This window comes from Guptibacillus hwajinpoensis (genome assembly GCF_020524165.1).
Classification (GTDB): Bacteria; Bacillota; Bacilli; order Bacillales; family Guptibacillaceae; genus Guptibacillus; species Guptibacillus hwajinpoensis_D.
In genome coordinates this window covers 211,503-223,648 of sequence record NZ_JAIVKU010000001.1, presented here as the reverse complement: position 1 = coordinate 223,648, position 12,146 = coordinate 211,503, and the positions used below count along the sequence as shown (strand labels likewise).

At 42.5% G+C, this 12,146-nt stretch carries 11 protein-coding genes; 4 read left to right on the top strand and 7 right to left on the bottom strand.

Going from position 1 to position 12,146, the window contains the following annotated elements:
- Nucleotides 1-42: 42 nt before the first annotated feature.
- Entirely contained in the window at nt 43-2,100 is a 2,058-nt protein-coding gene (locus tag LC090_RS01165; RefSeq protein WP_226654476.1) for a transglycosylase domain-containing protein, read from the top strand.
- Nucleotides 2,101-2,127: 27 nt separating this feature from the next.
- Here the strand turns inward: LC090_RS01165 and LC090_RS01160 are convergent, their stop codons facing one another.
- Together LC090_RS01160 and LC090_RS01155 are read right to left on the bottom strand one after the other, a co-directional pair.
- The gene (locus LC090_RS01160) at nt 2,128-2,370 is read right to left on the bottom strand and encodes a DUF2164 domain-containing protein (protein ID WP_226654683.1); all 243 of its coding nucleotides are present in this window, start codon (nt 2,368-2,370) and stop codon (nt 2,128-2,130) included.
- 190 nt (nt 2,371-2,560) lie between these two features.
- The gene (locus LC090_RS01155; RefSeq protein ID WP_226654474.1) at nt 2,561-3,088 is read right to left on the bottom strand and encodes a YwhD family protein; all 528 of its coding nucleotides are present in this window, start codon (nt 3,086-3,088) and stop codon (nt 2,561-2,563) included.
- Between the two features lie 187 nt (nt 3,089-3,275).
- Here LC090_RS01155 and LC090_RS01150 point away from each other — a divergent pair, with 187 nt between their 5' ends.
- Nucleotides 3,276-4,592: an NCS2 family permease gene (locus tag LC090_RS01150; protein ID WP_226654472.1), complete on the top strand. Its 1,317-nt coding sequence runs from the start codon at nt 3,276-3,278 to the stop codon at nt 4,590-4,592.
- 104 nt (nt 4,593-4,696) lie between these two features.
- Here the strand turns inward: LC090_RS01150 and LC090_RS01145 are convergent, their stop codons facing one another.
- A complete protein-coding gene (locus tag LC090_RS01145; RefSeq protein WP_226654471.1) occupies nt 4,697-5,728 on the bottom strand; it encodes an oxidoreductase in 1,032 nt (343 codons plus the stop codon).
- Between the two features lie 174 nt (nt 5,729-5,902).
- Here LC090_RS01145 and LC090_RS01140 point away from each other — a divergent pair, with 174 nt between their 5' ends.
- The gene (locus LC090_RS01140; RefSeq protein WP_226654470.1) at nt 5,903-6,331 is read left to right on the top strand and encodes a hypothetical protein; all 429 of its coding nucleotides are present in this window, start codon (nt 5,903-5,905) and stop codon (nt 6,329-6,331) included.
- A 67-nt stretch (nt 6,332-6,398) separates the two neighbouring features.
- On the opposite strand, the gene LC090_RS01135 is transcribed toward LC090_RS01140, so the two are convergent.
- The 3 genes from LC090_RS01135 to LC090_RS01125 all read right to left on the bottom strand — a co-directional run bounded on the left by LC090_RS01135 (nt 6,399) and on the right by LC090_RS01125 (nt 9,764).
- Nucleotides 6,399-6,893, bottom strand: coding sequence for a YwgA family protein (locus LC090_RS01135; RefSeq protein ID WP_226654469.1), 495 nt, complete (start codon nt 6,891-6,893; stop codon nt 6,399-6,401).
- Nucleotides 6,894-7,059: 166 nt separating this feature from the next.
- Entirely contained in the window at nt 7,060-8,373 is a 1,314-nt protein-coding gene (locus tag LC090_RS01130) for an HD domain-containing protein (protein ID WP_425590615.1), read from the bottom strand.
- A gap of 158 nt (nt 8,374-8,531) precedes the next feature.
- Nucleotides 8,532-9,764 (bottom strand): dicarboxylate/amino acid:cation symporter, encoded by a 1,233-nt coding sequence (locus LC090_RS01125; protein ID WP_226654467.1) that lies wholly within the window; start codon nt 9,762-9,764, stop codon nt 8,532-8,534.
- A gap of 411 nt (nt 9,765-10,175) precedes the next feature.
- On the opposite strand from LC090_RS01125, the gene LC090_RS01120 reads away from it, so the two are divergent.
- The gene (locus tag LC090_RS01120) at nt 10,176-11,012 is read left to right on the top strand and encodes a lipoate--protein ligase family protein (protein WP_226654466.1); all 837 of its coding nucleotides are present in this window, start codon (nt 10,176-10,178) and stop codon (nt 11,010-11,012) included.
- Between the two features lie 46 nt (nt 11,013-11,058).
- On the opposite strand, the gene pta is transcribed toward LC090_RS01120, so the two are convergent.
- On the bottom strand, nt 11,059-12,033 hold the full coding sequence (gene pta / locus LC090_RS01115) for a phosphate acetyltransferase (RefSeq protein ID WP_226654464.1): 975 nt from the start codon (nt 12,031-12,033) through the stop codon (nt 11,059-11,061).
- Nucleotides 12,034-12,146: the final 113 nt, after the last annotated feature.

Here is a 12,146-nt window from a genome sequence, read left to right as displayed (position 1 = left end):
ATTGTCACATACTAGATTTAAGACGATGTGGGGGTGAACCACATGAAATGGCTCAATGATGAGCGATTCCATTATTGGAAGCGGTGGACAATGCTTCTAAGTAAACTAATGATGATCGGCATAGTGCTAATCGGGTTGTCTATGGGGCTTCTGTATTTGGTAACAGTGTTCATGGGTCCCCCGGAACTTCAAGTACCACAAACAACCATTTACTATGACCGTGATGAACAAGTGATTAGCGAATCAAACCAGGATGGCCAGAACCGCTATTGGGTTGATCTTGAACATATTTCTCCTTACGTGATTGATGCAACCATTGCCATTGAAGATAGGCATTTTTATGAACATATGGGGTTTGATTTTAAACGAATTGGTGGAGCGATTCTGGCTGATCTTAAAGCAATGGCTAAAGTTCAGGGAGCTAGTACCATTACACAGCAATATGCACGAAATCTCTTTTTAGAACATGATAAAACATGGAAACGAAAAATCGCTGAAGCTTTTTATGCATATCGACTTGAAGTGCATTATTCAAAAGAAGAGATTCTTGAGGGATACTTAAACACCATTTACTATGGACACGGCTCTTACGGCATTGAGTCTGCCGCAAGAACGTACTTTGGCAAAAAAGCGGAGGATCTTTCTCTTGCTGAAGCAGCAATGCTTGCTGGTATTCCGAAAGGACCTGGCTATTATTCTCCTTATGCTGATGCTGAGCGGGCAGAGGAACGCCAAAGCACCGTTCTTCAAGCAATGGTAGCGAATGAGACGCTCACTGAAACAGAAGCGGTACAAGCGAAAGCAGAAAACATGGCTCTTCAAACATTTACAGAAGAAACGAAGTCTGAAATCGCGCCTTATTTTGCTGAAGAAGTGAAAAAAGAATTAAAATCAGTTCTTTCACTTGATGAGCGTGTTATCGAGCTGGGAGGTCTTCACGTCTATACAACACTTGACGCAACCATGCAAAAGGCAGCAGAAAAGTGGGTTGACTCGACCATTGATCCAAAAAGTGACATTCAGGCCGCGCTAGTTGCGATGGAGCCAACATCAGGCGCTGTGAAGGTGATGATTGGAGGCCGGGATTATTCAGACAGTAAATTTAACCGTGCGACGATGGCGAAGCGAACGCCGGGGTCGACGTTTAAACCGTTGTTATATTATGCGGCCATTAAAAATGGCTTCACTCCATCAACGCTCGTACGAAGTGAGCCAACCACCTTCTACTATGACAACGAACAGAAAACCTACTCTCCGCACAATTTTGGAGACGTGTATGCGAATGACGAAATTACGCTCGCGCAGGCTTTAGCGCTCTCAGATAACGTGGTTGCAGTGAAAACGCATATGTTTTTAGAAGAAAAAACGCTCGTCAATACCGCAAAATCTTTCGGAATCAAAAGTAAATTATCGGCGATCCCGTCTCTCGCTCTTGGAACAAAGCCTGTCGGGATGATGGAGATGACGGAAGCTTATAGCATGCTGGCAAATGGCGGCTACAGCGTTTCTCCTTATTACATCGAGAAAGTAACGGATCGTGACGGCAAAGTGATTTATGAGCATGCCTCGCAATCTGAGCTTGTATTAGATCCTGATGCCGCTTTCGTAACAACAAGTATGATGACAGGGGTTTTTGATGAATCACTCAATGACTACACGCGCGTTACGGGATCTGGGGTTGACCACCTACTCACACGCCCTGCAGCTGCAAAAACCGGATCAACGTCAACCGATAGCTGGATGGTTGGTTTTACGCCACAGCTTACCGCCGCGGTTTGGGTTGGCTATGATAGAGGAGAGACCCTGAATCATCGAAATGATGGGTCCTATACGAAGAAGATCTGGGCAAACTTTATTGAAGAAGCACTAGCTAATGAGAAGGCGGCTGATTTTAAGAAGCCAGAAAACGTTATAGGGATAGAGGTCGATCCTCAAACAGGATTGATCGCTACTGAAAATTGTCCAGTCAAGCGTTTAACGTATTATATAGAAGGAACTGAGCCGTCCCACCTTTGTAAAGACCATCCCGGCACGCCTTCTTCAGAGAAAGTAAAAGAGAGAAAAGGGTTTTTCGATCGGTTCTTTCAATGGATAAGATAAAAGACGGGTGCAACACCCGTCTTTTATCTAGCGATTCACTTCTGGATCCGGCTTCTTTAAAGCTTCGAGGTCTTGTTCAATGCTCATCCATTTTTGTTCCGTCATCCCAATCGCATCCGATATACCTGCATTGTAAAGTGTTGGACCAATATCGGACATGATGAAATGTAAGACGTTTTCAGCAGCTAGTTCACCAATTTCTTCGTCTCGCTCTTCATAGAAGTACGTCTGGATGCGTTCAATTAGCTCTTTCTTTTTCTCACGTGGCATTTGATACACGATGCTCACCCTTTCTTTGTCAGGAAAACGCTTGCGATCTTTCCCTAGAACCAGAACAACCCGGGGAAAATTCCCCGGGCTGTTTTGGGTCCTAGCTATATGTGTTGCGTACTCATAAGTTTACGCTCAGTTTCTGGAAACCTCAAGGGATTTTATCAATTAGTCAGAAAACAATTGAAAGTTAGTCTTGAAGTCCTGCTTTCACTTCATCACTTGAACGTTCATAGACGTCTTTATCAAACTCAATTAAATAATTGCGAAGCATTTCTTTGGATTTTGCATCCATATGATCGACCACGACCTTGCCTTTCATGGATTTATCCATATTGTTCACATGCTCCGGCATGCTTTTCCATGCGCGTTTCGCCTCTGCATTCAAGAAAAATTCACATGCGCCAATACCGTGATAGTATGGCCCTTCCTCATTACGTTGAAGCGTCACCCATACGATCCAGGCTGTATGACCATCTGGTACTTCTTCGCGCGTTTTTACAAGCTTCTTACGCTTTTCAAGCGCACTACGTGCATGAAGCGCACCGACATCAACATAGATTTCGTCCGTCGTTGGATCGATAATCACAGGCGAAACGTTATCGAGGTTAATCGTACCGACTCCGTAACCTCCGTGTCCGTCTGTAGAGTCACCACTTAAAATGTTAAAACCTGTTGAAGGCTTTTTTTCCGGCTTCTTTTCTTCTTCATTTGCCATTTCTTTGTACCTCCTTCAATCACAATTGTCCGCTATCATTTTATCACAATTACCTGTAAGGATTCATGTCACAGCCATTCAAGCATTTATCGCAATTGATTTTAGATTACCCCTTGTCAAACGCGTTTATTACGAATATTATAGTATTTGTGTTTAAAAAACGTTCGTATTTAATGGAGGTCTTACCATGTTTAACTCCTTTTTCCGCTTAAAAGAAAATGGAACAAACGTTAAAACAGAATTTCTTGCAGGATTAACCACTTTCCTGACTATGGTATATATCGTTATTGTTAACCCAATTATCCTATCCTCAACAGGGGTTCCGTTTGACACAGTCTTTATCGCAACGATTATTGCGGCGGTTGTTGGAACACTTTGGATGGGTCTATTCGCAAATTACCCAATCGCGATTGCGCCTGGTATGGGGCTTAACGCTTACTTCGCCTTTTCCGTTGTAGGTGGAGACGCAGGCGTATCCTATCAAGTTGCCTTTGGCGCAGTTTTCATTGCAGGATTATTATTTATTATTCTATCCTTAACTCCATTCCGCGAAAAGCTTATTGAAGCGATTCCGGCCAACCTTAAGCTAGGGATTACAGCTGGGATTGGATTGTTTATTGCCTTTATTGGTCTGCGAATGACGGGCATTATCGTCGCAGATGAAGAGAACCTGGTTGGCCTTGGTAATCTCCATTCACCTGAAGTTCTCTTAGCGCTTGTTGGGCTCATCATTACGCTGATTCTTATGGCTCGCAACGTTCCAGGGGCACTCTTTTTTGGAATGATTATCACGGCGATTATCGCGATCTTCACAGGACAGCTTGAATTCAAAGAGGGCTTTATGCAAGCCCCATCTGCTCCCGAATTCTTTATCTTCGGCAGCCCGCTTCAAGCATTTAAAGATATGATCGAATACGGCTTATATGCTGTTGTGTTCTCCTTCTTACTCGTTACTTTATTTGATACAACCGGCACAATGGTAGGCGTTGCCGAACAAGCTGGTTTAATGAAAGGGAAGAAGATGCCTCGTGCGCGTCAGGCTCTTCTCGCTGACTCAATCGGAACAACCGTAGGGGCGATTTTTGGAACAAGTCCTACGAGTGCTTATCTTGAATCCTCTGCCGGCGTTGCAGCTGGTGGACGAACGGGATTAACCTCTGTCGTCGTTTCCGTACTTTTCGTTATTTCAGCGTTCTTTGGTCCGCTCGTTGGTTCTCTATCAGGTCTTTCGGCGATTACAGCTCCTACGTTAATTATTGTTGGTAGCTTAATGATTGGCGCCGTTGGTAAAATTGATTGGAACGAGTTCGACGAGGCATTCCCTGCTTTCTTAATCATCCTTACGATGCCGCTGACCGCAAGTATTGCAACAGGTATTGCGTTAGGATTTATTACGTACCCGATCTTAAAAATTGTAAAAGGAAAATGGCGTGACGTTCATCCGCTTCTTTACCTTTTCGCTGTACTGTTCTTCTATCAGCTGGCTTTCCTACCTCATGCCTAACGTAAAGCTCTGCCTCATCGGCAGAGCTTTTTTTGATCTTCTACGTTTATTTTGCTTTCTAAGAAATAGCGTATTGAACAAGGGCGACTTTGAGCCGATTTTTCTTACTCCCACAACATCATCTTTTTCAGTTCACTGCTTCTTAAGGCAAGCTCAATTACTTTAATGACATCCAGTGCCTCTTCAGCCATGACCGGTAAAGCACTGGCTTGTATCAGCGCTTGATACAATTCTTTGTAATACGTTTGATAAGACCCTGGTAACGATGGGATGATGTGCTCACCATCTTCATTAGTGAGCACACCATATTCCTCTGATTTTTCTTCTCCCCACCCCTCGTCTCCGGGAACCCTCCCCGCTTTCAACGACTCCTCTTGAGGATCAATTCCCCATTTTAAAAACGATCCTTTCATCCCGTGAATTTGATACCGCGGGCCATGTTTTTTTACCAGGGAGCCTCCATGAAGAATCACTCTCTTTTTTCCATACTGTAGAATAAGATGAAAATAGTCATCTGTCTTGCCTTCTTCGCGCTGGGCAATAATATCCGCATACACGCCATCAGGTTTCCCAAAGAGGGTGAGCGCCTGGTCAATTAAATGCGAACCGAGATCAAATAGGATGCCAGAACCTTTCTTATCTTGTTCACGCCAGCGATCACGCACCTCCGCTCGATAGCGATCATAGTGAGCTTCATAGGTCATAATCGTTCCAAACTGCTCTTCTTTCATAAGCTTTTGGATTGTGAGAAAATCACTATCGTAGCGCCTGTTATGATACACGCTTAGCAAACGTTCCTGTTCTTTTGCAATTTCAATTAAGCGTTCACCTTCCTCTGCGCTAACAGTGAATGGCTTTTCAAGAACAACATGCTTCCCTGCTTCAAGAGCCTTTTTGGCCATTGGAAAATGAAACTCATTCGGTGTCGTGATAATCACCAGCTCGATTTCCTTATCGGTTAACAACTCCTCCAATGACGAAACAACATTCATTCCTGGAAATGAACGATGCACCTTGTCTGTATTCGAAGAAACAACTGTTGTCATCGTTAATCCCTCTACCGCATGAATGATAGGCGCATGAAACGTCTCCCCAGAAAAACCAAAACCAACTAAGCCAGCTTTCACTTCTCTCACTTCATTCTCACTCCCATGTTATAAGTCTTTTGAACCCTTTTTCCAATTCGACAAGAACGTACAAATTACTCGACTTCTTTTTCCAAATTTTGATGCTAATATACGATTATACTAATGTTCAGATGGGTATTTATGTAATGCATTCGAAACATTTGTAAAAAAGGTGGCTTTATTATGAAAAAAACCCTTTATTCTCCTGTTGTAATCAGTATCATTCTTGGACTACTTGCTTCCCTCATTTATACGATCATTCTGGCAGCAGGCGGCTATCGTCATACTGGATTAGCTGGCTTCTTTTCAATTCTCGCCATCCTGGTAGCTTATCTTCTACTTTCGACGTACTTGCTTCCGACCCTTCTTGAAATAAAAACGACGATTGCGCTCGGAGCGGGAACGACATTCCATGTTATTAGTTCTTTTACGCTCGTCGTTATGATGGCAGGTACGTTACCGGAGATGACAGAACTGTTTCTCCCTTACTTAAGTACACTACTGATTTCTTTTCTGATGATGATCGTCATTGTTATCGCTGGATTCATTCTCGGAAAAGTTGATTTCACAAAGCTTACATCAACAGATAAGAAAATGTCGATGAAAAGTTAATTTCCACAACAAAAGGTGCCCTGACAGGGCACCTTTTGTTGTCACTTAATCTATTAGGCCAAAGGCATTAACAGCCGAGCTTTTTCATAAAAGCATAGGCTTGATCAATTTCATCATCGGAATAATTCTGTTTCCGTTTAATCGTACGAACCTTCTCAATCACTTCTTCCTTTGTCAGGCGATCGAAAAAGAGAATCGTTGAGACAAGTTCAAGAAATCGTGAGCTCTGACTATTAATCTCATTAATACACTGGCGAAGTTCTGGCAATTGAAAATCGTAATGACCTAGAAACTCATTGCCTTCTTCCGTGACCGTATATTTATATTGGTAATAGCCACCTTTGCTTTCCTTTACTTCTGTAACGAGACCGAGGTTACAAAGCTCCTCCACTCTTAGCGTTAACTCTTCTGAGTAAGGTCCATAGAAATGGAATTGATATTTTTCATTAAATGGAAACTGCAGCTTTTTGCAAATGTAGATGATCTTTTGTAATTTTTTTCGTCCAATAACCTCTCCGGCTTCTTTCAACACAGCTATCACTTTCGCGTGATCTTCTAGCAACCTGCACCCCTCCCATGTACTTTTTACAGGTTGTCCAAAAAGCATTCTTATTTTAGTAGAAGATGTACAAAAAGCGAGGTTAAAACGCCCACCTCTTCTTTTGAACACAGAGCAGACCTGTAGCGGAAGCAAACTTCATGCCAGGACTGACTTTCTTTTTGAACAGCTAATCGATTTGAAGCAATGACTTAATACGACGAGTAGCATCTGTATTTCCTTCAAGAATAAAGTCTGCAGGGAAATACAATTTATGATCGGTTCTTTTTTTACCGGAAATGGCTTCTACCACATCAGATTCACGCGAAAGCTCACGTAAATCACCACCTGGTTTCAATAAATGAATCGGCAACCGTTCTTCTTCTTCTCCAGGCCGATAGAAATCATACGGCAAATCGGAAGATGAATCAACCACAAGATAGTAATCAGGATCAATGCCCGCTTCATGAAACGACTCATAAAGCTCTCTCCACGCATTCATCTGCTGCATCGGGTTAAATTCAATGTATTTAAACAGTCTTCGATTCATAAAACGTTCGCAGAGATCACTCAGGATTTGATCATTCTCCTCCTGCCAAATTTGGAAATAAAACATCACAACAGAATCATCCAGCTTCAAAAAATCTTCAAGACGAATGTCTTCTTTAAAAAGAGAATAAAAGTGAATCGGATCATGTTGAAAGTGATATCCCTGTTCAAATAATTGCTTTGCACGATGAAGAATTTTACTTAAGATCACCTCTGCACTTCGTGTAACAGGATGAAAATAAATTTGCCAGTACATTTGATAGCGACTCATAATATAGTCTTCCACAGCGTGCATGCCACTTTGCTTAATGACAATTTGATCGTCACCCGGGCGCATGACCCGTAAGATACGCTCGATATCAAACTGACCATAACTAACACCGGTAAAGTACGCATCACGAAGTAAATAGTCCATCCGGTCCGCGTCGATCTGGCTTGAAATTAAGCTCACCACGAGCTTGTTATTATGCGTTTTGGCAATCACATCAGCAACTTGAAGGGGAAAGTCATCGCTCACTCTTCGAAGCACCTCGTTAATTTCCGTGTCGCCAAGAATGACCATTCGAGTAAAATCCTCATGATCGAGGTTAAATACTTTTTCAAACGAGTGTGAAAAAGGTCCATGCCCAACATCATGTAGTAGTGCTGCGCACATGCTTAATAACTCATTTTCTTCATCCCAACCCTCGTACTGTGAGAAAATCTCATTTATGCGTCTCACAATCTCATAAACACCAAGTGAATGACTGAAGCGGCTATGTTCCGCTCCATGAAAAGTGAGATACGTCGTTCCGAGCTGGCGAACTCTGCGCAAACGCTGGAATTCTTTCGTACCAATCAGATCCCAGATTAAACGGTATCGAACGTGGATATAGCGATGAACAGGGTCTTTAAATACTTTTTCTTCGTTTAATCGTTCGAGCATTTCGCGGCAGGCTCCTTCCGTCAAATTCATCCCTTCATTATATACCACGCCATCATAAATGAAAACCTTCTCCCAAGCTGTAATGGGAGAAGGCTCATGTTGTTTGGGTATAGAGAAAAGGATGGAAAGACTAACACTGATCATAGCATTTAACTTTATAAGAGGAAGCGTTCCACTTTCATCATATGTTATAGAACAGTTTCAGCTTCTTTGCCTTCGCGCTTCTCTTCAGATTTTGCAATATACATGGCACATGCCGCATCACCTGTAATGTTAACAGCTGTACGAGTCATATCGAGAAGACGGTCAACGGCAAGAATTAAGCCAATCGGTTCGACAGGTAGACCAACTTGCTTTAGAACCATTGCGAGCATAATGAGTCCTACACCCGGTACACCTGCAGTCCCAATACTAGCGAGTGTCGCCGTTACAACAACGATAATCAACTGTGTAAAGGTTAAATCAACTCCGGTAATTTGGGCAATAAAAATCGTTGCAACACCCTGCATAATTGCCGTTCCGTCCATATTAATTGTCGCTCCAAGCGGTTGGACAAAACTACTAATTTGCTTTGGTACTTTCAGGTTTTCCTGAGCAGTTTTCATCGATACTGGTAGCGTACCGCTACTAGAAGATGTACTGAAAGCAACAGCCATCGCTGGCGCAAAGGCTTTATAGAATTTAATTGGATTCTCTTTACACAAGAAGTAAATCGCACTACCATATGTGAAGAGAAAATGAATGAGCAAGGCTCCTAGTACGACGAGGAAATACATGCCCATCGATTGTAGGGCTTCTTTCCCCTGACCACCGACAGCAGAAGCGATCAGCGCAAAAGCACCATATGGCGCTGTTTCCATAATGATTTTAACAAGATACATCATTACATCGTTACCTTGTTCAAAAAGATCACGTAGTGCTTTCGTGCGTTCTCCAAGAATCGCAAGAGCAAAACCTACGAAAATAGCAAAAGCAATGATCTGTAGCATGTTTCCTTCAACCATCGCTTGAATTGGATTGGTTGGAATAATATTAATAATTGTATCCAAGACCGGCGGTGCTTCTTCCGCTTTAAAATCCGCGTTTCCTGAGAATGAACCTTCAACACCCGGCTTAATTAAGTAAGCAAGCGCCATCGCAATCGAAATCGCAATGGTTGTTGTTACTAGGAAAAACGCAACGGTTTTTCCTCCCATACGTCCTAGTTTCTTCGGATCACTTATTCCAGCTGTTCCTACAACGATGGAGAAGAATACAATTGGTACAACGAGCATCTTAATTAAATTCAGAAAGATTTGCCCAATAGGACCAAGCACATATTGATCGACAGGTCCAAAGGCATCTGGTGCAAACAAATTAAAAATGACACCAACAAGAATACCTAGAACAAGACCCGCAATAATTTTAACTGTTAGCTTCATAAACATGTCCCCTTTCGTCTCATCGACATAACTACCATCATCGTGTGCATAATACGGACCGCACAATGCTGGCTTCTATCTAGGTTATGTAAACTCTTCTTATGAACTCCGTCATATATGAAAGCTCTTACATAGATTACCATTTCTTTTCTATCTATACCCGCTCGCTCGCTAACTTGAAACTACCGTAATTCTCATTATATCATTTTAGACAATTCTCGCAATTTCCTTTTTTTCGCAAGCGCTAGTTTTTCCTGTAAAATCGAAGTTTTATAGGGAAATAAGGAGTGAAATTGGGTAAAAAGGATCAGCCATTTTGTCATCACCCGGGAAATACTGTCGGATGATGTCTTAAAACTCCTTTCGTCTGCTATAATAAGAACGATTAGTACGTGAAGAAGGGGTAAGAAAATGGGAAACAACGATTCAATTCTTTATCAGCCTAAGTGGCGAATTATCGATCAATCAACCCTTGGTCCTTCGTTTGATGCACTCCAATCGTTCGCAATGGATGATACGCTTTGCAATTCTGCTGGAAGCGGCGATTCTCCACCAATTTTGCGTTCATGGGTTCATCACAATACGATTGTCCTTGGCATACAAGATACGCGCCTTCCTTATTTTGAAGAGGCCGTTCACTATTTAAAAGAATTAGGCTATCGCGTCATTGTAAGAAACTCTGGAGGCCTTGCTGTCGTCCTTGATGCCGGTGTATTAAACCTTTCACTTGTATTTGCTGAAAAGCAGCAACAAATTGATATTGATACGGGATATGAGGCAATGGTGAATTTTGTCCAGGAAATTTTGTCACCGTATAACGTGAGTATAGAAGACAGGGAAATTGTTGGTTCATACTGTCCAGGTCGTTACGATCTAAGCGTGAACGGCAAAAAATTCGCCGGTATTTCGCAGAGACGACTTCGTGGTGGCGTTGCTGTGCAAGTTTATCTTTGCGTCAATGGAAGTGGTTCGGAGCGGGCATCAGTCATTCAGGAGTTTTACAAACGGGGTGTAAAAGGTGAAGCAACAAAGTTCACTTATCCTGAAATTGTTCCAGAAACGATGGCTTCGCTAAGTGAATTAATTGGAGAAGAGTTAAACGTTTCCGATATTATGATGAATACCCTTAAAACGCTTAAGAGATATACCGATTCATTGACTACGGCTCAGCTATCTATTCCAGAGCTCTCTCTTTACGATTTTAATTACCAGCGCGTCTTTTCACGTAACGAAAAAGCGCTTGGGTAATTAGAAAAAAGCCCCTGAAGGCTTTCCTTCAGGGGCTTTTCATCTATTATAGGCTTTGCATTGCTGTAATCAATGCTAGCTTGTAAACGTCTTCCTCACTACAGCCGCGAGAAAGGTCGTTCACTGGCTTGTTTAATCCTTGAAGAACCGGACCTACGGCTTCATAGCCACCAAGGCGCTGAACCATTTTGTAGCCGATGTTTCCTGCTTCAAGACTTGGGAATACAAAGACATTCGCTTCCCCTTTAAGTGGCGATTCAGGTGCTTTCTTTTGAGCCACTTCCGGAACAAAGGCCGCATCAAATTGGAATTCACCATCGATTACAAGGTCGGGCGCCATTTCTTTTGCGATACGCGTTGCTTCTTCAACCTTTTCTGTTTCAGGAGATTTCGCGGATCCTTTTGTAGAGAAGCTTAGCATCGCTACCTTTGGCTCGATGCCAAACATTTTCGCTGTTTCCGCACTGCTTACGCCAATTTCAGCTAGATCATTGCTGTCAGGTGAAATATTAATCGCACAGTCAGCAAAAACGTACTTCTCATCACCTTTTACCATAACGAATGCGCCAGATGTTTTCTTCACGCCTTCTTTTGTTTTAATGATTTGAAGGGCAGGGCGAACCGTATCACCAGTTGAATGAGCAGCACCACTAACAAGTCCGTCTGCTTTACCAGTATGAACGAGCATTGTGCCAAAGTAGTTCACATTCAGAAGAATTTCCTTCGCCTGTTCTGCTGTTGCTTTGCCTTTACGTCGTTCTACAAATGATTCAACTAGTGCATCCATTTCAGAATAAGTCGCTGGATCCATCACAGTTAGATCGTTGTGCAATGTGATGTTTAAGCTTGCCGCTTTATCTTGAATCGCATTTTCTCCACCAATTACGATCGGCTTAAGGATACCATCCTCTGCAAGACGGTTTGCTGCTGCCAATACGCGCTCATCAGTTCCTTCAGGAAATACGATTGTCGGATTACCTGCTTTCACCTGGTCTTTCATGTTTGTAAAAAGATCACTCATTGGTTTCACCTCATTTATTTTAATATCCAACTCCTACGATAACCCTTTTTCCTGAAAAACGAAAATAAATCCCTTAGTGTAAGCCCTTCCATGTAAAAGTTCTATTTTTCAGA